The organism is Microbacterium sp. BR1 (genome assembly GCF_002812725.1).
Lineage (GTDB): Bacteria > Actinomycetota > Actinomycetes > Actinomycetales > Microbacteriaceae > Microbacterium.
The window spans coordinates 350033-371390 of the sequence record NZ_NMUN01000010.1 but is presented as its reverse complement, the minus strand read 5'-3'; the positions used below and the strand labels follow the sequence as shown (position 1 = coordinate 371390).

Genomic DNA, 21358 nt, shown 5'->3' with positions numbered 1-21358 from the left:
CATCCTCCCTCGCGTCGCTGGGTTCCGGCGACTCGGGACTGGCGGGCGGTGGGGGTGTGCACGGAAGGTAGGCTGGGCAGGTGCTGCTGTGTATCTCGGCGAGTCACAAGACCGCCGCATTCGATCTGCTCGAGCGGCTCAGCGTCCACACGACCGATATCGCTCCCCTCATCGCGGAGCACGACTCGTGCGTCCGCGGGGCCGTCGTGCTGGCGACGTGCAACCGCTTCGAGGCGTACGTCGACATGGACGAGCCCGTCACCGCGGCAGGCCCGGTCGGCGTCGAGGCCGTCCTGCTCGCGGCCGAGGCGGCGACGGGCGTCAGCGCCTCCGAATTCGAGGGTTCGTATCGGGTCGTCACGGGTCCGGATGTCGCCGAGCACCTGTTCGCCGTCGCATCGGGCCTCGAGTCCGTCGTCGTCGGCGAGGGCGAGATCGCGGGCCAGGTGCGCCGGGCGCTCACCGACGCGCGGCGTCAGGGCACGTCATCCACAGAACTCGAGCGCCTCTTCCAGCGTGCGAGCGAGGCGCAGCGGGGCGTCAAGAACGCCACCGCGATCGGCCGCGCCGGACGCTCGCTCGTGCGCCTCTCCCTCGAGCTGGCCGACAGCCGCGTCGCGGACTGGGCCGACCTCGACGTCCTGCTCGTCGGCACCGGTGCATACGCCGCGGCGACGCTTGCCGCGCTGCGCGACCACGGCGCCGAACGCATCACCGTCTTCTCGCCCTCGGGGCGCGCACAGGTCTTCGCCGCCAAGCACGGCATCGCATCCATCGACGATGCCGAGTACGCGCGGGCCGCGGCATCCGCGGATCTCGTCATCACCTGCACGAGCGCCGACCACCACGTCCTCGACGCGGCCGTGCTGCAGCGCGGGCGCGCCGAGCTGTCGGGCGAGCTTCGCCGCATCACCCCGGCGGGCGCCGCGGAGTGCCCCGTTTCGCACACCGCGGGCGCGCGACGCCTGGTGATCGACCTCGGCCTGCCCCGCAATGTCGACCCGGATGTCGTGACCGTTGCGGGCGTCGATCTGCTCGACCTCGAGACCGTTCGGCTGCACGCCCCGCTCGAAGAGTTGCAGGCGACTGCGGAGGCGCGCGAGATCGTGCGCCTCGCCGCGCAGAAGTTCGCCCTCGCGGGCCGCCGCCAGAGCCTCGCGCCCGCCGTCGTTGCGCTGCGCGAGCACGCCTTCGGTGTGCTCGAAGACGAGATCGCGCGCGTCCGCGCACGCGGCGACGACGACGGCCGCACCGAACAGGCCATGCGCCACCTGGTCGGTCGCCTGCTGCACGTCCCCACCAGCCGCGCGCACGATCTCGCGGCCCGTGGGCGTGCCGACGATTACGTCGCCGCCCTCGGCACGCTGTTCGGCATCGACGTCAGCGCCCAGGATTCTGCGACGGGTGGTGCCGCGGATCACCGCGACGACGCGGCCCTCGCCGACGGCGTCGCCTGATCCGTGACCGGCTCAGCATCCGAGTCGGGTGCGCTGGCACGTGACGTCTACCGTGTCGTCGGTGAGAACCGCCGGCTGGGCCCGGTCGCACGCTGAGCGCGGTGGGTCGGCGCGCTCGTCGCGGGCGCGGTGAGCGCCCGGTGGGATCGAGTGGGAGACTGAACGCATGACGCTGCACATCACGGGCGACGCGGCCGCGGACCGCCTTTTGAGCGATGACCCGCTGGCCCTGCTGATCGGCATGCTGCTCGACCAGCAGGTCGCCATGGAGACGGCCTTCGCGGGGCCGCTCAAGATCCAGGAGCGCGTCGGCTCGGTCGACGCCGCGACCCTCGCGCGCTATGACCCGGAGAAGCTCGTCGCGGAGTTCCAGAAGACGCCGGCCGTGCACCGCTACCCGGGATCCATGGCCGGGCGCGTGCAGTCGCTCTGCACCGCGATCAAGGACGACTGGGACGGGGACGCCTCGGCCATCTGGACCCGCGATGCCCCCGACGGGCGCGAGGTGCTGAAGCGCCTCAAGGCTCTGCCCGGGTTCGGCGAGCAGAAGGCGAAGATCTTCCTCGCGCTGCTCGGCAAACAGTACGGGTACGCGGGAGAGGGTGGCGTGAGGCATCCGCTCCGTACGGCGAGGACGGTTCGTTCCGCAGCGTCGCCGACATCGTCAGCCCGGAGTCGCTGCTGAAGGTGCGCGCGCACAAGCAGGCGGCGAAAGCCGCCGCGAAGAAGGCGTGAACGCGGTCCCCCGGGGCACCGCGCGGCGAGACATGCGTCTGCAGTTCTTCGGGGGATTCGCGATCGAGGCGGACGGCGCCGCGGTGGTCGTGCGCGGTCGCGGCCAAGAGGCGCTGCTGTTCCGGCTCGCCCTCGACGCGGGAACGGATGTCAGCTACCGCACGCTCACCGAGGACATCTGGCCCGAGGATCGCCCGGCGGACCCGCGGGCATCGCTGCAGTCGCTCGCGTCGCGCCTGCGCCGTGAGCTTCCCGAGGGTGCACTCGAAGCGGTACCGGGCGGGTATCGGCTGAACGCGTCCCGCTCGGACGTCGACATCGTGCAGTTCCAGGACACGGTGGAGGAGGCCCGGCGTGCGGACCCGGCCACGGGTGCCGCACTCGCACGCGCGGCCCTCGCGCTGTGGGCCAGCGAGCCCTGGACGCCCGGCGACGGCTTCGCGTGGGTGCTGCAAGACCTGCGCGACGACCGTGCGCACGCGCTGCGCCTCGCGGCGGTCGACTCCCCGCGACCGGTCGTCCTCGATACGGACCCCGTGCCCGCGCCCCTCACCGCCCTGGTCGGTCGGCACGACGAACTGGACCTGATCGCGACCCAGCTGGACACCGAGCGCCTGGTGACGCTTCTCGGCCCGGGCGGAGCGGGCAAGACCACCTTGGCCCTCGAGACCGCGCGCCGCCGGCCCGGCTCCCTGTTCGTCGAGCTCGCTCCGGTCACGCGCGGCGAGATCTGGAACGCCCTCGACGGAGCCGTGGGGCGTCGGATGCGTGTCGCGGAGACGACGAACGTGCCCGCCACGCCCCGCGAACGCACCCTGCAGGCCCTACGCGGGCGCGAGATGCTGCTCGTGCTGGACAACTGCGAGCACATCGCGGGGGCGGCCGCGACCGTCGCGCGCGACATCCTGCTCGCCGTGCCGGGCGTGCGCATCCTCGCGACCAGCCGCGAGCCCCTCGGCGTGACGGGCGAGGCCTTCGTCGATCTCGGTCCACTCTCCCCGGAGGACGGCGAGGAGCTCTTCGCCCGCCGCGTGCGCGCCGCGCGGGGCACACCACCGCACGGCGCCGAGGTCGCGGAGGCGACGCGGATCGTCGCGCGCTTGGACGGGCTGCCGCTCGCCATCGAGCTCGCCGCCGCGAAGACGCGCACTCTCACGTTCGCCGAGATCGATCGCGGCCTGGACGACCGATTCACGCTGCTGAGGTCCGCGACGCGTGTCGGGGATACCCGGCACCAGACGCTGCGGGCGCTCATCGACTGGAGCTGGGACATGCTGTCGCCGGGAGAGCGCACGGCGCTCATGGCGATCGCGGTCTTTCCCGACGGCGTCGGTGCGGAGGATCTCGAGGGGATCGCCCCCCGTCTGGCGGTCGCGGCCGCCGATGTCGATGCCCTCGTGGATCGATCCCTGCTGCGCCGCAGCGAAGGTCGGTATCGGATGCTCGAAACGGTCCGCGACTACGGGCGCGACCGGCTCCGCGAGGACGGGACGCTGGAAGGGGCCAACCGTCGGCAGGCGACGGTCATGGCCGAACTCGCACTCGGCCACGACGCGCGAACGCGCGGCCGTGACGTCCGCTCGGCCGTGGCCTGGTTCGACGCCAACGAGGACAACCTCGTCGCGGCCACCCGGTGGTGCGCGACCGCCGGCGACACCCGGCTCGGCGTCTCTCTGGCGCGGGGACAACTGTGGGTCTGGATGATGCGCGAGCGGATGGACGAGATCCAGACGGCGCTGACCGCCTTCGCGCCCGCGGCCGTTGCCCTGGAGTCCGAACCCGAGGTCATGCTGAGTGCCGTTGCCCTGGGTGTCGAGGTGTTCCGCCTGGAGCGCGGCGAGTCGACTCCCGACAGCATCGAGCGCCTCGCGCGGCGAGCCGACGACATCATCGCCGCGGCGGCGCGACATCCGTCGGACCTGACACAGGCGCTGCCCGCGCTCCTTCCGGCCCTGATCGAGATCCCGCGCGACCCGGACCGCGCGAAGGGATGGTCGCGGAGCTACGTCATCCATGACGTGCTCGACGCGGACGCGCCCGAATGGACCCGCGGACTGGTCGCCGTCATGCGGGCGGCGGCCGCTCAGAACGACGGAGACCTCGAGACTCTCGGCGTCACGTCCGAGACCGCGCTGGACACCTTCCGGCGCATCGGCGACCCGTGGGGCACGGCGCTGGCGAGCCAGATGCGCGCCGAGTGGCTCGTCCTGAACGGGCGGCTCGACGAGGCGCTCGCGATCTCCGACGCCGCGACACCCGGATTGGAAGGCCTCGCCACGCCCTGGGACATCGTGCAGCAACGCGCGCAGTGCGTAGGAGTGCTGCTGCGGATGGGACGGATGGACGAGGCCCGCGCGCGACTCGCGCAACTCATCGAGATCGCAGACGCGGCGGGAGGCGACCGGGTGCGCACGCAGGTCGCCTACGTGCAAGCATCCGTCGACATCGCCTCCGGCGAAGCGGACGCAGCGCTACGCGCCCTGGAGCGCGTCTTCGAACCCGCGCAGTCGATCCCCGAACAGCTGACGGCGTGGGGCCACTCGAAACGGGCTCAGGCACACGTGATGGCGGGACGCCCCGACGAGGCGCGCGATGCGCTGCGCGTGGCTCTTCCGGTCGCCCTTCGTACGGGTGACCAGCCGATCATCGCCGACGTCGTGGTGAGCATCGCCGCGTGGCTGACGGAGACGGGTGAGCCGGTCGCCGCCCGGCAGGCGCTCGTCACGGCCGACAGGTTGCGCGGTGGGCCTGACGAGAGCGACCCGTTCATCGCCCGCCTGCGTCGCCGCCTCGACGACGAGGGGGCGCCGGAGATCCCGACGGATCCCGACGCCCCCGACCCGGAGTCGCTGCTGGCGCTCCTGCTCTGACGCCGACCTGAAGCCGGCGCGGTTCAGGCCTTGCGCATGTAGGCGCGGACCGTGAGCGGCGCGAACACCGCAACGACGACCGCGGCCCCCAGCAGGGCGAGCCACACATCGCCGCCGAACGTCCCGGCGTTCACCAGGTCGCGAACGGCGGTCACCAGATGCGAGACGGGGTTGATGTTCACGAACCACTGCAGCCAGCCCGGCATCGTGTCGGCCGGGACGAAGGCGTTGGAGAGGAACGTCAGGGGGAACAGGATCAGGAACGAGATTCCCTGCACCGAGCCCGCCGACCGGGCGATCACGCCGAAGAACGCGAAGATCCAGCTGAGCGCCCAGGCGCACACGATCACGAGGAGTCCCGCGACGACCACGGCGCCCAGGCTCACGGGACGGAATCCCATGATGAATCCCATCGTGAACGTCAGCGTCGTGGCGATCGCGTAGCGCACGGTGTCGGCGAGCAGGGCCCCCGACAGCGGCGCGATGCGGGCGATCGGCAGGGATCGGAACCGGTCGAAGACCCCCTTGTCCATGTCTTCGCGCAGCTGGACGCCGGTGACGACGGAGGTCGTGATGACCGTCTGGACGAGGATGCCGGGGATGATGATCGGCAGGTAGCTCTGCACGTCGCCCGAGATCGCGCCGCCGAAGATGTAGGTGAACATCACGGTGAACAGGATCGGCTGGACGGTCACGTCGATGAGCTGCTCGGGCGTGCGCCGGATCTTCAGCAGGCCACGGCCGGCCATGGTGAAGGTGTTGGCCAGCGTCTGACGCAGGCTCGCGTGGTTGACGAGCGGACGCCCGCCGGCACGCGTGAGGGTTGCTGTGGTGGCGCTCATGCGCGTACTCCTTCGTGGGTCGCTTCGGCCGGGGACTCGGCCGCGCCCGGATCGTGGGCCGCGACATCGTCGGCGGGGATGCCCTTGCCGGTCAGGGCGAGGAAGACCTCGTCGAGCGTCGGCTGCTGCACGCTCATCTCGGTCAGGTGCAGGCGCTCGTCGCGGAACGCGAGCAGGAGGTCGGCGACGCGATCGGGATCGCTCATCGGCACCGTGAGGCGTCCGGCCTCGGGCGAGACGATCGCGTCGACACCGAGCACGCGCGAAACGACGCGTGCCGCGTCCTCGATGGACGACCCGGGTCGCAGCCGCAGGATGAGCGAGGCCTGGCCGACGGATGCCTTCAGTTCGAGCGCGGTTCCCTCGGCGACGACGCGCCCCTCGTCGATGACCGCGATCCGGTCGGCGAGCTGGTCGGCCTCATCCAGGTATTGCGTCGTGAGGAGCACCGTCGAGCCCGAGGCGACGAGGCGCCGGATCGTGTCCCACATTTGCCCGCGCGTGCGGGGGTCGAGACCCGTCGTCGGTTCGTCGAGGAAGATGAGCGGCGGCTGGGCGATGAGGGATGCGGCGAGGTCGAGCCGGCGGCGCATGCCGCCCGAGAATTTGGCGAGAGGTCGCGATGCGGCCTCGGTGAGGTGGAACTCCTCGAGCAGATCTCGCGTGCGGCGCTTCGCATCCGCGCGCGAGAGTCCCAGCAGGCGCGAGAAGATCATCAGGTTCTCGGTGGCCGACAGCTTGTCGTCGACCGACGCGAACTGTCCCGTCAGGCCGATCAGCTGTCGCACGATCTGGGGCTCGCGCGCCACGTCGTGGCCGAAGATGCGGGCCGTCCCGGCATCCGGTCGCAGGAGCGTCGCGAGCATGCTGATCGTCGTGGTCTTGCCGGCCCCGTTCGGGCCGAGCACGCCGTAGACGGTTCCCGCCTCGACGACGAGATCGACGCCGTCCACGGCGCGGTTCGAGCCGAAGGACTTCACGAGTCCCGCGGCCTCGACGGCGTAGGTGTATTGGGTCATGGTGTGTGCCTTTCTGTGGCGTCGCACCATGATGCGCCGCGGGCGCTGTCACCCCGCTGTCACGCGGGCCCGGGCGCTGTCACGAGGCATCCCTCGCTGTCACGACCGTGCGCGCGACGAACGCCGAGCTCGCCGCTTAGCGCCGAGTCCGCCGCTTGCTCACCGCGAAGAACGGACGGACTCGGCAACAACGGGCGGACTCGGCGAGGGAGGACGCGGATGCCGGGGGCGCCATGCTCCTGCAGGAGCACGCCGCGGGTGCGGGTCAGGCGCCGCGCAGGCGCTCGGCGAGGTAGGCGTAGACCTCGGCCAGCGGAACGCGCTCCTGGGCCATCGTGTCGCGGTCGCGCACCGTGACCGCGCGATCCTCGAGCGAGTCGAAGTCGACCGTGACGCAGAACGGGGTTCCGATCTCGTCCTGGCGGCGGTACCGGCGGCCGATCGCGCCGGCGTCGTCGAAGTCGATGTTCCAGTTGCCGCGCAGGTCGGCGGCGAGCTCGCGCGCGATCGGCGAGAGCTGCTCGTTGCGAGACAGCGGGAGAACGGCGACCTTGATCGGCGCGAGGCGCGGGTCCAGGCCCAGCACCGTGCGGGTGTCGGTTCCGCCCTTAGCGTTCGGCACCTGCTCTTCGCGGTACGCGTCGACGAGGAACGCCATCATCGCGCGCGTCAGACCGAACGAGGGCTCGATCACGTACGGCGTGTAGCGCTCGCCGGTCGCCTGGTCGAAGTACGACAGGCTCTGACCGGATGCCTCGCTGTGGCTCGTGAGGTCGTAGTCGGTGCGGTTGGCCACACCCATCAGCTCACCCCACTGCTTGCCCGGGAACCCGAAGGCATACTCGACGTCGATCGTGCCGGCGGAGTAGTGCGCGCGGTCCTCCTCCGGCACGTCGTAGCGGCGCATGTTGTCGGGGTCGATACCGAGATCGATGAACCAGTCCCAGCACGCCTCGACCCAGTGCTCGAACCACTCCTGCGCCTCGGCGGGGGGCGTGAAGAACTCGATCTCCATCTGTTCGAACTCGCGCGTGCGGAAGATGAAGTTACCCGGCGTGATCTCGTTGCGGAACGACTTGCCGACCTGGCCGATGCCGAACGGCGGCTTCTTGCGCGATGCCGTGAGCACGTTCGTGAAGTTCACGAAGATGCCCTGCGCCGTCTCGGGGCGCAGGTAGTACAGGCCCGACTCGTCATCGACGACGCCGAGGTAGGACTTCACCAGGCCAGAGAACGCGCGCGGCTCGGTGTACTGACCCTTCGTGCCGCAGTTCGGGCACGGGACATCCGCGAGTCCGTTCTCGGCCGCACGGCCCTTGCGTGCCTCGAAGTCCTCGATCAGGTTGTCGGCGCGGAAGCGCTTGTGACAGTGCAGGCACTCCACGAGCGGGTCGGTGAACGTCGCGACGTGACCGGATGCCTCCCACACGCGCTTGGGCAGGATGATCGACGAGTCGAGGCCGACCATGTCGCCCCGGCCGCGCACGAACGTCTGCCACCACTGGCGGCGGATGTTCTCTTTCAACTCGGTGCCGAGGGGCCCGTAGTCCCAGGCCGAGCGCGAGCCGCCGTAGATCTCACCGGCCTGGAACACGAAGCCGCGGTGGCGGGCGAGGGCGATGACCTTATCGAGGCGGGACTGTTCGGCCATGGTGGCTCCAATGGTCGGGGTGGGGTCGGGGGCGAGATGAGTGTGGGCGCAGAGCGCGAGATCACGGGCGCGGCGGGGCTGTCATCACGGGAGCGGCAGAGCCGCGCATCCTTTCTCGATCTTAGTCCGGGGCGCTCTGTGGGACCGCCAGGGTAAGACCCGCCCACGGGCGCACCCGCAGGCCTAGCATCGGAGGATGAGCGAGCGCGTGTTCGATGTCGTGGTGATCGGTGCGGGACCCGTGGGCGAGAACGTCGCGGATCGTGCGGTGCAGGGCGGACTGACCGCCGCGATCGTCGAGGGCGAGTTGGTGGGCGGCGAGTGCTCGTACTGGGCGTGCATGCCGACCAAGGCCCTGCTGCGACCGGGGGCCGCCCTGCGTGCGGCGCGGAGCGTCCCCGGCGCGCGCGAGGCGTTCGGCGCACCCCTCGACGTCGAGGCCGCGCTGCACTTCCGCGACACCGCGACGTCGGGGTGGGATGACGCGGGCCAGGTGTCGTGGCTCGACAGCGCGGGCATCACCCTCGTCCGCGGACACGGTCGGATCGCCGGTGCGCGCCGCATCGAGGTGACGGCTCCGGATGGCTCCGTCGAGACGCTCGTCGCACGCCACGCGGTCGCGGTCTGCACGGGGACGTCCGCGATCATTCCCGACATTCCCGGGCTCACCGACGCATCCCCGTGGACGAACCGCGAGGCCGCGGCCGTCCAGATCGTGCCGGAGCGCCTCGTAATCGTGGGCGGCGGGGTCGTGGCCGCCGAGTTCGCGACGGCTTTCTCGAGCCTCGGCGCGAAGGTGACGATGCTCGTCCGCGGCGATGCACTCCTCACGTCGAACGAACCGTTCGCGGGCGAACTCGTGCTCGCCGCCTTGCGCGACGCGGGGGTCGACGTGCGTACCGGAACATCCGCAACGCGCGTCGAACGTACAGCGGATGGCTCACTCACCGTCTCTCTCGGCGACTCCCCCGACAGCGAGGTGCTGCACGCCGACGAGATCCTGATCGCCACGGGACGCCGCCCCCGCACGGACGACATCGGGCTCGATTCGATCGGGCTGGAGGCGGGACGCTCCCTCCGGACGGACGACACCCTGCGGGCGCTCGACGCGGACGGAAAGCCGGTCGGCGCCGAGGGCGACGAGCCCGGCTGGCTGTACGCGGTCGGGGACGTGAACGGCCGGGTGCTGCTGACGCACCAGGGCAAGTACCAGGCGCGTGCCGCCGGGGACGTCATCGCGGCCAGAGCCCTCGGACAGCCGATCGACGACGCCCCCTGGGGTCGTCACGTCGCGACCGCGGACCACGCCGCCGTGCCGCAGGTCGTCTTCACCGAGCCCGAGGTCGCGGCCGTGGGCATCACGGCGGCCGAGGCCGAGCGTGCCGGCCGCGAGGTGAAAGTCGTCGACTACGACCTGCACAACATCGCCGGAGCCTCCGTCACCGCGAAGGGCTACACCGGGCAGGCGCGCCTAATCGTCGATCCGAAGACCCGCACGGTTGTCGGGGCGACCTTCGTGGGGGCCGGTGTCGCGGATCTTCTCCACTCGGCGACGATCGCGGTCGTCGGGGAGGTTCCGATCGAGCGCCTGTGGCACGCGGTGCCCTCGTACCCGACGCTGAGCGAGGTCTGGCTGCGGTTCCTCGAGGCCCTCGGTCGCGACACCGCTTAGCCGTAGCTCTCGCCGCGGTCGCTGAGCCTATCGAAGCACATGGGCGTCCTGCAGCGATCTGAAAGATCCTCTCGGGGAATCAGAACTTCCACAAGACCCGGGGCCATTCACTCCCAAAGCCGCGGGTCCACTCACCATCCGCCGACAACCACGAGTACCATCCCGGGCAGCAGGAAGATGGCAGTCAATAGCCGCGCTGTTCCGCGCGCTGAGCGCATCGCCCGGCGTCCCGCAAGATCATTTTCTGCAACGCGACGCATGGATCTATTGATGGCATAGTGACGCGCGGCGAGCACGGACAACCCGATCACGACAAGTGCCGCTCCACCAAACAACGCGAGCGCATCGCCGGGAGATTCAACCGCGATGCTGCCGCAGGCCTCCGCCCGCTGGTTGTAGGTAACCAGACTTCCGACGAGGCCGATAGGCGACGCAGCACTCAACGCCCAACGCGGGAGAGCTGCTCCCACGCGCGCATTTGCGTTTCCTTCCCCTCGGTAGAGGGTGGCGCACCAGTCTGTAATCCAGTCGCCAGCTATCAGCACAATCGCGCTGAACACGGCGATCACAACTACTGCTACCCACCCATCTCGATGATCGTGACCTGACCGGCCGTGTGGGCAAGTTTCAACCCGCCCTGATGCCACCCGGTTTGTTGCCCGTTCAACCCCGCATCATCCGACGCCACCGTCCCGATCGCACGGGTGGTGGGGTCCAAGGGCTGCCCGAACGGGTCATACAACCTGAGCGCACCCGTCGACGTCCCACCACCGGTCGCGATCGAATGTCCCAGGATCCCCGGATACGACCACGACAACCCGGCACTGGTCGCCTCCACACTCACCCCGCCGGGCAGTGACAGTTCACGGGTCAGCTCACCCGCGGCCGATACTGACCCCCACGGCGAATCCGACCCACCGGCGTGCAGGAACTTCGTTGTGGATGCCGGTTGTGCACCCGCCGGATCCACCGTCCGAGCAACCACCCGACCCGACGCATCCCGAGCAACCGTGACCGTCGTGCCATCCGAATACGTCATCCCCGCATGACGACCACCCGCGTCATACGCGATCGTGATCCCACCCAGAGATGTGATGTCACCCCGGGCGTTGAAGTTCACCTGACCCGCCGCGAGGCCATCCGCAACACCGGCCCCGGAACACTCGTCCCGGCAGCCTGATTCACCTCCACCGCGACCACGTTCCACTGATCCGCCGTCGGAGCAGACGCACCCACCGTCACACTCGTCCCGACACCAACACCGGATCGGTGACGCGCTGCACCCACGGATCGTCGCCGAGCGATTCAACGCTTTCTCACGCCTCGATACTTCGAACTCCGAGGTGGAAGATCAATAGATCTGTCAAGACGCGGGATGCAACTGAGAATCAAGCGCCCGGATGTCGGCCGCAGACCATCCCCGCAAGTCCGCGAATCCATGACGTACAACGACCGCATGCAATTCGCTGCCATCCTCGAAGAGGAAACGGGCGAGAGGACGAGTGAACGGGCTTCCTTGCGCGGGCTCAACCGATGCCCCCGCGCGCGGGAAGACTGCGATCGGCGACCGGCTGCCCGCCTCCCAAATGGCTATGTGAGGTCCCGTCAACGACAGCCATCCCTTCCCCATAGTGCGGAGATCTTGCTCCGATCTCGGGCGATAGAGCGCAGCCCGCTCGAACAGAACGACAACCAGGTCGCCTGACTTGTCACGATGTTCACGCGCTGAACGGGCAACTCCTCCGTGACGGAACGCGACCAGGATGCCCAGCCCAGCTACGAGAAGCGCGACCATCCCAAGCACGTAGACTCGAGTGCCCTCCGACTCAGGGGGGAAGAAGACCATCCCGGCTAGCAGACCAACCACCGCCACCACCGACACAGAGAGGCGAACCCACAAGCGTTCGGTCGTGCGCAAAATCGGGAGGTTCCGCAACATGTGGTGCTGCAACTCTCTTGACGAGGAGGCCAACTCCCCAGAGTTGGACGTTGAATACGAAAGAAGCTGGTTCAGGAGCTCCCAAGAATGTCATCAGGATCTCGGAGTCGGTCGTGGGGGACTCGTGGGCACGGCGTGGGCACGCGCGATCTGGCCATACCTACACGTCTGTGCGGCCGTCCTCTTGTCGGGCCGAGCCACTCTGCATCACCACTCTCCCTTCGCCCTCCCGCCATCGTGAACAGCAAATGGGCAGTCGACTCGGCCTCCCATAAGTAAGTCGTCTCGGCCGTCCGATGGTCCACACCTGAGCCGCCTAAATCATCAGCAGCAGAATCCACCCGTCCACAATTGCAAGCCCGATGAAGGCCACCGCGAGAACCACCGTGGGGACCCGAGATTCGGAAGAGCGCGAGCCATCGGCCACGGCACCGCGACTTCCTTTTGCTCGACGCAGACCGACGACAACCGTGATGGCGCCCGCCAGGAGAAGACTGATCGCCAGACCCGAGACCACGACGACCGGCATTGAGCCTGCCGGATTGCTCTCCGAGAATCGCGCAAGCCTAAGGCCAGCCTGCACCAAGAAAACCGTTCCGATAGCGAGGCTAACTATGCTCGCACCGAGCAGCTGCGATGGGTTGGCGTTTCGTGTGGCTCGACCCCGGAACGGAATTCCCGGGGTTAAGTTCAACGCGCTGACGATGGAACGAGCTAGCCAGGCGCGGAACACAAGCATCAACGCCGAGGCAAGAGCACAGATCGTTCCCAACGCCAGAAACCATAGTGCTTCGGCGGGAACGTTAGCTACGTGATCCAGAAGCTCACCCCCAGGCACCGTGGCAGGCAATCCACCCGTTGCAACTGGAGCGTATACCTGCTGCATACTCAACACCTCCCCCAAAAGAAGCCGTCGGCGCGACTCCGACGCCAACGTGATCGTCGCGGAACCTGGGAACGTCCACTCCAACCCCGTCGTCCGACCCGCACGATCCCGCGTGACCGCGTTCAGGCGTGAACCGCCCGCATAGGTAAGCGACGGACGCGCGCTGCTGCAACGCAGAATACGACGGCGTGCCTCAATGCTCGAACCAGCCTGGCGCAGTTCGATCCGACAAATACGACCCGTCCAGATAGCCCTTCACCCGCGCTCAGGGGATATCTTGTCCTTCCTCTCCCATCGCCTCATCGAACGCAGCAATCTCAGTCGATCATCAGCTCCGCGCCCCGTGTCGCTGCCTCACGCAGCATGTCCGCGCTGACCGCAATGCCCCTGGCAGCCTCAGGCCCACTCAACGAGACTCGGATAGACACCTCGGTGTGGTGTATCGACGGGTGATCTTCGCGCCATCGGTCGACTCGAGTCAATGCTTCGCTCCAGAAATGGAGAAACTCGCCTTGCCGAAGTTCACCATCATCTTGCGCTATCGTCGCCGAAATCATCGTGTCCATTGCGGGCATCATTTCAATATCGACCCCGTTGTCGGTGACGTTCTGCTCCCAGAAGTAAACGACCGCGCTGCAGATCAGGAGCGGCTCTTCCTCGTCACTCACTCTTCTACACCTTTCTCAACCCGTGCCCGGTGCCTTTACGGCGTTGCCCGCGACGCCAACAAGAAGCACACCCACCCCTACCGCCACAAGCGGGCCCCAATCTATGGACGGGCCGATAGGCGACGGCGAACTATGAGGATCGAGATACTCATCGATGTTGTCAACCACGTTGCCATCACCACCCTCAATCCCGACGTCGCCAGTTTCTACGTTGATCTCAATGTCGGGGTTCCGAGATGGCCCCATTCCCCGGATGCCGGGCGGATTCTTGATGCGGTGAATCGCGTCGGTGCCGGTTGCCTCGAACATCCCCCCAACGGTCGCTGAGCTTGTCGAAGCGACCACCGGAGCACCTTCGACAAGCTCAGGGAGCGAAGCCGGTCGTCGCGACGTGCTCGGCGAACAAGCCGGGCCACGCCATGATGCCGTAGGGCGTCCGCGCGATGACGATGCGACTGTCCGGGATGAGCTCGTGCAACTTGTTGGCCGTCTTGACCGGATGCGTCCGGTCGCCCGTCCACGCGAGGATCAGTGTCGGCACCTCGATGCGCCCGATCGCCTTGCGGTCCGGCAGATCGGTGGAGGCCGCACCGCGCATGATCGTCGGCAGCAGCTTCTCGCTGATCGATGGACGGGTCTCGGGCATGTCGGCGAGCGCTGGCGGCACGGGCGCTGTGCTGCCCGCCTCGACGAACGCGCCCATGCCGTGCTGTTCGACCAGGTCCGCGTTCTGCAGATAGGTCGCGGCCTGCGCGCGACGGCTACCCCACGCCGTCGGAGGCACCACGAGCGTCAGGCTCGCGAACCGCTTCGGCTTGCGCACGGCCGCGTGCAGCAACGTGCCGGTGCCCATCGACGGCCCGATGCCGTGCACCTTCTCACCCGGCGCGACATGGTCGAGCAGCGCGAGCAGGTCCTTCGCCAGGCGGTCCCACCGGTAGGCCGACGGATTCTTCCCGCCCGTGGATCCGCCGTGACCGCGCGCGTCGTACCGCAGCACGCGATGGTCGCGCAGCGCTCGGCCGAGATCGAGACCCAGCTGGGCATCCCGGACACGACTCGAGGTCAGCCCGTGCAGCTGCACGACCAGCGGGCCGGTGTCGCCCGTGATGTCGTAATCGAGCGTGGCGCCCCCGACGTCGAGTGTGGGCACGAAACCTCCGGTTGCAGGCGGGAGTCACAGGCACGAGATATTCGCCCCCTAGACTACGGCGCCATGCGCCTGACGAATGTCGCCCAGATGACCCTGCCCCGGGGCACGCTGCAGAGCTTCGTGACGCGCGCGTCCGAGCACACCGGACGCCCCCTGCCCATCTCGTTCGACCAGCGTCGGCACGTCGGTCTGGGCGCACGTCCGGGCTCGTGGATGGCGGTCGCGTTCCGGCTTCCCGAGGCGGCGACCCTCGACGACGTCGCGGTCGCGTGGATGGCAGTCATCGGGCGCCACGGCACGCTGCGAAGCGCGTTCTCGTACGACGAATCCGGCGAGCTCGCGCTGCACGAGATCGACATCGTGGGCGGCGAGTGGCTGGAGCATCCGGTCGGCGACGACCAACTCACGCGCGATGTGCTGCGGGGTGTCTTCGATGCCGCGTGCTCGCCGTTCGAGCGGCCCTCGCACCGCGTGTGCGTCGTCGTTCCCGATGACCCCGACCCCCTCGATCCGCGGCCGACCGCGGTGATCGGATCCGACCACGCCCACGTCGACATGTGGTCGCTTCTCGTGCTCGTCCGCGACATGATGACCGAGCTCTCCGGAGGTCCGGACGCCGAGCCCGTGCCCGCGGCTTCGTTCGCCGAGCACTCCGAGCTGCTCGAGAGGATGCCTCCGGCCCCGGTCGACGTGCAACGGCGCTGGAGCGACATCCTGGCCATCGAGGCCGGCACGATGCCCACCTTCCCCCTCCCCCTCGGTGATGTCTCGGCCCCGCGCAGCGAGATCGTCGAGGTGCGAGACGTGCTGTCGGCTGCCGAGTCCCGCGCGTTCGAGGGGCACGCCACCGAGCGGGGCGTGCGGATGACAGCGCTGGCATTGTCGGTGCTCGCCGAGGCGACCGCGCAGATGAGCGGCGTGCCTCTGCGCGCCGTCTTTCCCGTGCACAGCAGGAACGAACCGCGATGGCATGACTCGGTGGGCTGGTTCATCACGAACTCGGTCATCCATTTCCACGAGACCGACCCCCTCGCATCCGCCAGCGCCGTCAAGGATGCACTCGCGCTCGGTTCTTATCCGCTCGCGCCGATCTTCGCCCCGTACGGCGGCATGCCCGCGGGACCCGGGATGTTCGCGATCTCGTGGCTCGACACCCGCCGGCTGCCGCACGTCGACGACGCGCTGGGGATCCAGTACGTCTCGGCCGTCATCCAGACCGACGGGGTCATGATCTGGTTCATCGTCAACGATGACGGGCTGCACCTACGCTGCCGATACCCCGATACGTCGGAGGCGCGGACGAATGTGGGCGCCTGGCTCGACCGGATCGAGAACGGGCTTCGGGCCGTCGTGGCGCCCTAGCAGCCGTACTGTCGCCCGGGCCGTGGCCCGCACACCTCCCGCGCGCCGATAGCCTGACGTCGTGGGTTCACGCGACGCAGGGGACAGAAAACGCCTGACCCATATGCCGCCGCAGGGCGCGATCGTCGCCGTTCTGGCCCTCGCGGGGCTGTGCGCATCGTTCATGTACACCCTGGTCGTGCCGATCCAGGCCCAGCTCCCCGAACTGCTCGACGCATCCCGCGAAGACACCGCGTGGGTGGTCACGGCCACACTTCTGACCGCCGCGGTCGTCACCCCGATCTCGGGTCGCCTCGGTGACATGTACGGAAAACGGCGCGTCGTCATCGCGCTCCTCGTGTGCCTGATCATCGGCTCGGTCATCGCGGCGCTCTCGACGCACATCGTCGGCATCATCGTGGGACGCGCTTTGCAGGGCGCCGTCACGGGAGTCGTGCCGCTCGGAATCGCCATCATGCGCGACGTCGTCCACCGCGACCGGCTCGGCACATCCGTCGCCCTGATCAGCGCGACGATGGGGGTCGGCGGTGCGCTCGGCCTGCCGCTCAGCGCTCTCGTCACCGAGGCGGCCGACTGGCATGTCCTGTTCTGGATCGCCGCGGGGCTCGGTGTGGTCGTCCTCGTCCTGGTCGTGTGGATCGTGCCCGTCAGTGTGCTGCGAACGCGCGGCAGCTTCGACTACGTCGGAGCTCTCGGGCTCGCGGTGGGACTCACCGGCATCCTGCTCGCGATCTCACGCGGAAACGAATGGGGCTGGACGAGCGCCCCCACCCTCGGCTGCGGGTTCGGCGGCATCGCCGTCCTGCTCGTCTGGGGGTGGTACCAGCTGCGCGCCGCCGAGCCGCTCCTGGACCTGCGCGTGGCGGCCCGGCGACCGGTGCTGCTCACCAACCTCGCCTCGATCGGGATGGGCTTCGCGCTCTTCGGGTCGAACATCATCTTCCCGCAGCTCCTCGAACTGCCCGTCGGGTCGGGCGCCGGCCTGGGGCTCTCGCTCATCGGCGCCGCGCTCGTGGTCATGCCCGCGGGTCTCGTGATGATGGTGATCTCTCCCCTCGCCGGGCGCCTGGAACGGACGATCGGACCCCGAGCGCTGCTGACCGGCGGCGCCATAGCCCTCGTCGTCGCGTACGCATTCGTGTACTTCTTCTCGGACGAGGTGTGGCACATCCTGCTCGCCAACATCCTCGTCGGCATCGGTATCGGGCTCGGATTCGCAGGCATGCCGATGCTGATCATGCGCGCCGTGCCCGCGAACGAGACCGGGGCATCGAACGGACTGAACGCCCTCTTCCGCTCGATCGGCACGAGTGCGGCGGCGGCCGTGCTGGGTGCCGTACTCGCCGCGATGTCGCAGTCTTACGGGGGCATTCCGGTGCCGACCGCCGCGGCGTTCCAAGCGTGCTTCCTGCTCGCGGGGGGAGCCGCCGTCATGGCGCTCGTGTTGTCGCTCCTCATCCCCCGGCACGGCCCCCCGGTCGACCACGCGTCCATCCCCGACGGACGCTGACGCCGCGGGAGCGCGTCAACGGCGCGCGGCAACGGCCGGAGGGCGCCGGGGGCTACTAGCCTGGCGCCCATGAGCGACGCACCTGGCTCCCGGTCGGCATCGACCGACGAAGCATCCGTCACCCGACAGACGGGCAGCCGTGACACCCGATTCTTCGGGCAGCCGTGGGAGCTCGCGCACGTCTTCGGCGTCGAGATGTGGGAGCGCTTCAGCTTCTACGGCATGCAGGGAATCCTGCTGATCTACCTGTACTACTCGGTCGCCGAGGGCGGCCTGGCGATCCCCAAGCCGATCGCGGCGGGGATCGTCGGCGCCTACGGAGGCGCGGTGTACCTGTCCACGATCCTCGGGGCGTGGATCGCGGACCGCCTGCTCGGCTCGGAACGCGTGCTCTTCTCCAGCGCGATCGTCATCATGGCCGGGCACATCGCGCTCGCCCTGTTGCCCGGCGTGACGGGAGTCGCGGTGGGTCTCGTGCTCGTCGCCGTCGGTTCGGGCGGGCTGAAGGCGAACGCGACCTCCGTGGTCGGTACGCTCTATTCGGCCGACGACCCCCGCCGGGATTCGGGCTTCTCGCTCTTCTACCTCGGCATCAACCTCGGTGCGTTCCTCGGTCCGCTGCTGACGGGCCTGCTGCAGACCACGCTCGGGTTCCATTGGGGCTTCGGTCTCGCCGCCGTCGGTATGGCGTTCGGCCTGATCCAATACTCGTTCGGACGACGCCAGCTCCCCGATGAAGCCCGCCGGGTACCCAACCCCCTGCCTCGCTCACGTCGTCCGCTCGTCGTGGGCATCGCCCTCGGCGGGCTCGCGGCGGTCGCTCTCGCGGTCGTCTTCGGGTTGATCCGCGTCGAGCACCTCTCGCTGGTCGTCATCGTGGTCACGCTGATCGCGACGGTCGCCTACTTCGCCGTCATCCTGTCCAGCAAACGAATCACGGCGACGGAGCGCTCGCGCGTGCTGGGGTTCATCCCCCTCTTTCTCACGAGCGTCGCATTCTGGTCGCTGTACCAGCAGCAGTTCACGGTGCTCACGATCTACTCGGACGAAAAGCTCAACCGCGACCTGTTCGGATGGGAGATGCCCGTCTCGTGGGTCCAGTCGATCAATCCGGTGTTCATCATCATCCTGTCGGGCGTCTTCTCGGCACTGTGGCTGAAGCTCGGGCGTCGTCAGCCGTCGACCCCGGTCAAGTTCGCGCTGGGTGTCGCGATCATGGGTGTCGCTTTCCTCCTGTTCCTGCCCTTCTCCGGCGGCGGCGCGAACTCGACACCGCTGCTCGCGATCGTCGGCATCCTGTTCGTCTTCACGGTCGCGGAGTTGCTGCTCTCGCCGATCGGGCTATCGGTCAGCACCAAACTCGCGCCCGAGATGTTCCACACGCAGATGGTGGCGCTGTTCTTCCTGTCGGTCGCGCTCGGAACCGCGATCTCGGGCTGGCTCGCGCAGTTCTTCGACGTCGACGACGAGGTCCCCTACTTCGCGATCCTCGGTGCAATCGCCATCGCGGTCGGACTCGGCATGGTGCTGGCCGTGCGGCCCGTCCTGAAGCTCATGAAGGGTGTGCGCTGACGACCGTTTCGCGCCCACGGCGCGACGCATCACACCAGGCGCAGCTCCGCTTCGATGGCGGCGCCCGTGCGCAGCAGCGCGGGCACGTACCGCTCGATCTGGCGCTCTGCCGTGTCGCGCGTCGTACTCGATGAGACATTGATCGCCGCGACCACGGCGCCGTCCCGGCCGTGCAGCGGCACGGCGATCGAGCGCAGTCCCCGCTCGAGCTCCCCGTCCACGAACGCCCAGCCCTGCCCGCGTACGCGCTCGATCTCGTCACGGATCGACGCACGGTCGGCCAACGTGTGATCCGTGAACGCTCGCAGTTCGGATGCATCGAGCACGGTCGCGACCGCGGCATCCGGCATCCCGGCCAGGAGCGCGCGGCCCATGCTCGTCGCGTACGCGGGGAATCGGGTGCCGATCGTGATGCGGACGCTCATGATCCGCCGCGTCGGCACGCGCGCGATGTACACGATATCCGTCCCATCCAGCACCCCCGCCGACACGCTCTCGTCCACTTCCCGCGAGAGCCGCTCGAGATGCGGTTGCGCGATCTCGGGCAGCGACAGCGCCGAGAGATAGCTGAAACCGAGCTCGAGGACGCGCGGGGTGAGGGCGAACGTCCGACCGTCGCTGCGGACGTAGCCCAGGGTCTCGAGGGTCAGCAGAAACCGCCGTGCGGCGGCTCGCGTCAAGCCGGAGCGTCGCGCGACGTCGCTGAGCGAGAGTTCGGGATGCGTCGCATCGAACGTTCGGATGACCGACAGGCCGCGCGCGAACGACTGCACGAACGTCCCGGATGCCGCGGCATCCGGTCCCTCGTCGATCATGCGTCCTACCGCTCGAGGACGACGGCGAGGCCTTGACCGACGCCGATGCAGATCGCGGCGACCGCTATGCCGCCGCCCCGCCGCTTCAGCTCATGCGCCGCGTGCCCGATGATGCGACCGCCGGAGGCACCGAGGGGGTGTCCGATGGCGATCGCGCCACCGTGGATGTTGAGCTTGTCGGGGTCGAGCTCGGGCCACAGCTTCAAGCACGCGAGCGACTGCGAGGCGAAGGCCTCGTTGAGTTCGACGAAGTCGACGTCCGCCCACGTGCGCCCGGCACGGGCGAGGGCACGGTTCGCGGCCTCGACGGGCGCGATCCCGAAGACATCGGGATCGTTGCCGAAGACCCCGCGGCCCGTGATACGGGCGAGGGGGTCGATGTCCAGCGCACCCTCGCCACCGAGCAGCACGGCCGAGGCACCGTCGTTGATCGAGGAGGCATTGCCGGCGGTGACCGATCCGTTCTTGGCGAACAGCGGGCGCAGGCTCGCGAGCTTCTCGAGCGAGGTGTCGGCACGGATGCCCTCGTCCCGGGCGAGCTCGGCGCCGGGCACCTGAACGATCTCGCCGTCATAGACACCTGCATCCCACGCCGCCGCGGCGAGCTGGTGGCTGCGCAGTGTGAAGGCGTCCTGGGCCTCGCGTGAGATGTCGAACATCTCGGCGAGCTTCTCGGCCGACGCGCCATTGCTGATCGTCCAGTCTTCGCGCAGCGCCGGATTGACCATCCGCCAACCGATCGAGGTGTTCCACATCGTCTGGTTGCCGACGGCCGGCCACGGCTTGGGCGACTTCTCGACGACGAACGGCGCGCGGCTCATCGACTCGACACCTCCGGCGAGGATGATGTCGGCATCCCCCGCCTCGATCGCGCGCGACCCCTGGATGACCGCCTCGACGGCCGACCCGCAGAGCCTGTTGACCGTGACGCCCGAGACGCTCGAGGGGAAGCCCGCCAGCAGGGCGCCGAAGCGGGCCACGTTGCGGTTGTCCTCGCCCGCCTGGTTCGCGTCGCCGAAGATCACGTCGTCGATGCGTGCGGGGTCGAGGCTCGTGCGCTCGGCGGCGGCCTTCATGACGACGGCCGCGAGGTCGTCGGGGCGGACGCTCGAGAGCGCTCCGCCCGCGCGGCCGAACGGGGTGCGGACGGCGTCGTAGACGTACGTTGCGGTCATGGTTGTTCTCCTTGCGTTTCGTCTCGCTTCGC

Annotated in this window: 17 protein-coding genes and 1 pseudogene; 7 read left to right on the top strand and 11 right to left on the bottom strand. The window is 68.8% G+C overall.

Features of this window, described 5'->3' with window-relative positions; translation table 11 throughout:
• Positions 1-80: 80 nt before the first annotated feature.
• From CGU35_RS17550 to CGU35_RS17540, 3 genes and pseudogenes are all read left to right on the top strand, one after another.
• On the top strand, positions 81-1457 hold the full coding sequence (locus tag CGU35_RS17550) for a glutamyl-tRNA reductase (RefSeq protein ID WP_100812735.1): 1377 nt from the start codon (positions 81-83) through the stop codon (positions 1455-1457).
• Between the two features lie 166 nt (positions 1458-1623).
• Positions 1624-2192: pseudogene (locus tag CGU35_RS17545) on the top strand (HhH-GPD-type base excision DNA repair protein).
• On the top strand, positions 2189-5062 hold the full coding sequence (locus CGU35_RS17540; protein WP_100812734.1) for an ATP-binding protein: 2874 nt from the start codon (positions 2189-2191) through the stop codon (positions 5060-5062). Before CGU35_RS17545 ends, CGU35_RS17540 begins: the two are co-directional and overlap by 4 nt.
• Positions 5063-5085: 23 nt before the next feature.
• On the opposite strand, the gene CGU35_RS17535 is transcribed toward CGU35_RS17540, so the two are convergent.
• The 3 genes from CGU35_RS17535 to CGU35_RS17525 all read right to left on the bottom strand — a co-directional run bounded on the left by CGU35_RS17535 (position 5086) and on the right by CGU35_RS17525 (position 8574).
• The gene (locus CGU35_RS17535) at positions 5086-5904 is read right to left on the bottom strand and encodes an ABC transporter permease (protein WP_100812733.1); all 819 of its coding nucleotides are present in this window, start codon (positions 5902-5904) and stop codon (positions 5086-5088) included.
• Positions 5901-6923, bottom strand: coding sequence for an ATP-binding cassette domain-containing protein (locus CGU35_RS17530; RefSeq protein WP_100812732.1), 1023 nt, complete (start codon positions 6921-6923; stop codon positions 5901-5903). Before CGU35_RS17530 ends, CGU35_RS17535 begins: the two co-directional genes overlap by 4 nt.
• A 265-nt stretch (positions 6924-7188) precedes the next feature.
• Positions 7189-8574 carry a glycine--tRNA ligase gene (locus tag CGU35_RS17525; RefSeq protein WP_100812731.1) on the bottom strand — a complete coding sequence of 462 codons (1386 nt, stop codon included), beginning with the start codon at positions 8572-8574 and terminating at the stop codon, positions 7189-7191.
• A 196-nt stretch (positions 8575-8770) separates the two neighbouring features.
• Between CGU35_RS17525 and CGU35_RS17520 the strand changes: the two genes are divergently transcribed.
• Complete coding sequence (locus CGU35_RS17520; protein ID WP_100812730.1) at positions 8771-10246, top strand: dihydrolipoyl dehydrogenase family protein; 1476 nt, start codon at positions 8771-8773, stop codon at positions 10244-10246.
• A gap of 131 nt (positions 10247-10377) precedes the next feature.
• Here CGU35_RS17520 and CGU35_RS18315 read toward each other — a convergent pair whose 3' ends face one another.
• The 6 genes from CGU35_RS18315 to CGU35_RS17490 all read right to left on the bottom strand — a co-directional run bounded on the left by CGU35_RS18315 (position 10378) and on the right by CGU35_RS17490 (position 14892).
• Positions 10378-10815, bottom strand: coding sequence for a hypothetical protein (locus CGU35_RS18315; protein WP_146048076.1), 438 nt, complete (start codon positions 10813-10815; stop codon positions 10378-10380).
• 8 nt (positions 10816-10823) lie between these two features.
• On the bottom strand, positions 10824-11366 hold the full coding sequence (locus tag CGU35_RS17515; protein ID WP_100812729.1) for a hypothetical protein: 543 nt from the start codon (positions 11364-11366) through the stop codon (positions 10824-10826).
• A gap of 1135 nt (positions 11367-12501) precedes the next feature.
• Positions 12502-13071 (bottom strand): hypothetical protein, encoded by a 570-nt coding sequence (locus CGU35_RS18310; RefSeq protein ID WP_146048075.1) that lies wholly within the window; start codon positions 13069-13071, stop codon positions 12502-12504.
• A gap of 317 nt (positions 13072-13388) precedes the next feature.
• Positions 13389-13739, bottom strand: a complete 351-nt coding sequence (locus tag CGU35_RS17500) for a hypothetical protein (RefSeq protein WP_100812726.1) — start codon at positions 13737-13739, stop codon at positions 13389-13391.
• A 15-nt stretch (positions 13740-13754) separates the two neighbouring features.
• Complete coding sequence (locus tag CGU35_RS18305; RefSeq protein ID WP_146048074.1) at positions 13755-14048, bottom strand: hypothetical protein; 294 nt, start codon at positions 14046-14048, stop codon at positions 13755-13757.
• 55 nt (positions 14049-14103) lie between these two features.
• Positions 14104-14892: an alpha/beta fold hydrolase gene (locus CGU35_RS17490; RefSeq protein ID WP_100812724.1), complete on the bottom strand. Its 789-nt coding sequence runs from the start codon at positions 14890-14892 to the stop codon at positions 14104-14106.
• 63 nt (positions 14893-14955) lie between these two features.
• Here CGU35_RS17490 and CGU35_RS17485 point away from each other — a divergent pair, with 63 nt between their 5' ends.
• From CGU35_RS17485 to CGU35_RS17475, 3 genes are all read left to right on the top strand, one after another.
• Entirely contained in the window at positions 14956-16254 is a 1299-nt protein-coding gene (locus CGU35_RS17485) for a peptide synthetase (protein ID WP_100812723.1), read from the top strand.
• 103 nt (positions 16255-16357) lie between these two features.
• Positions 16358-17764 carry an MFS transporter gene (locus CGU35_RS17480; protein WP_100812722.1) on the top strand — a complete coding sequence of 469 codons (1407 nt, stop codon included), beginning with the start codon at positions 16358-16360 and terminating at the stop codon, positions 17762-17764.
• A 69-nt stretch (positions 17765-17833) separates the two neighbouring features.
• Positions 17834-19336: a peptide MFS transporter gene (locus CGU35_RS17475; RefSeq protein ID WP_100812721.1), complete on the top strand. Its 1503-nt coding sequence runs from the start codon at positions 17834-17836 to the stop codon at positions 19334-19336.
• A 29-nt stretch (positions 19337-19365) separates the two neighbouring features.
• Here the strand turns inward: CGU35_RS17475 and CGU35_RS17470 are convergent, their stop codons facing one another.
• Both CGU35_RS17470 and CGU35_RS17465 read right to left on the bottom strand, forming a co-directional pair.
• Positions 19366-20151: an IclR family transcriptional regulator domain-containing protein gene (locus CGU35_RS17470; RefSeq protein ID WP_100812720.1), complete on the bottom strand. Its 786-nt coding sequence runs from the start codon at positions 20149-20151 to the stop codon at positions 19366-19368.
• A gap of 5 nt (positions 20152-20156) precedes the next feature.
• Positions 20157-21326 (bottom strand): thiolase family protein, encoded by a 1170-nt coding sequence (locus tag CGU35_RS17465; RefSeq protein WP_100812719.1) that lies wholly within the window; start codon positions 21324-21326, stop codon positions 20157-20159.
• Positions 21327-21358 lie beyond the last annotated feature (32 nt).

Excerpts from the sequence above, each read along its gene's own strand:
- CGU35_RS17525 (WP_100812731.1), bottom strand. The coding sequence starts at position 8,574 with ATGGCCGAACAGTCCCGCCTCGATAAGGTCATCGCCCTCGCCCGCCAC.
- CGU35_RS17485 (WP_100812723.1), top strand. The coding sequence starts at position 14,956 with ATGCGCCTGACGAATGTCGCCCAGATGACCCTGCCCCGGGGCACGCTG.
- CGU35_RS17475 (WP_100812721.1), top strand. The coding sequence starts at position 17,834 with ATGAGCGACGCACCTGGCTCCCGGTCGGCATCGACCGACGAAGCATCC.
- CGU35_RS17535 (WP_100812733.1), bottom strand. The coding sequence starts at position 5,904 with ATGAGCGCCACCACAGCAACCCTCACGCGTGCCGGCGGGCGTCCGCTC.
- CGU35_RS17480 (WP_100812722.1), top strand. The coding sequence starts at position 16,358 with ATGCCGCCGCAGGGCGCGATCGTCGCCGTTCTGGCCCTCGCGGGGCTG.
- CGU35_RS17470 (WP_100812720.1), bottom strand. The coding sequence starts at position 20,151 with ATGATCGACGAGGGACCGGATGCCGCGGCATCCGGGACGTTCGTGCAG.
- CGU35_RS18305 (WP_146048074.1), bottom strand. The coding sequence starts at position 14,048 with ATGTTCGAGGCAACCGGCACCGACGCGATTCACCGCATCAAGAATCCG.
- CGU35_RS17530 (WP_100812732.1), bottom strand. The coding sequence starts at position 6,923 with ATGACCCAATACACCTACGCCGTCGAGGCCGCGGGACTCGTGAAGTCC.
- CGU35_RS18310 (WP_146048075.1), bottom strand. The coding sequence starts at position 13,071 with ATGCAGCAGGTATACGCTCCAGTTGCAACGGGTGGATTGCCTGCCACG.
- CGU35_RS17465 (WP_100812719.1), bottom strand. The coding sequence starts at position 21,326 with ATGACCGCAACGTACGTCTACGACGCCGTCCGCACCCCGTTCGGCCGC.
- CGU35_RS17520 (WP_100812730.1), top strand. The coding sequence starts at position 8,771 with ATGAGCGAGCGCGTGTTCGATGTCGTGGTGATCGGTGCGGGACCCGTG.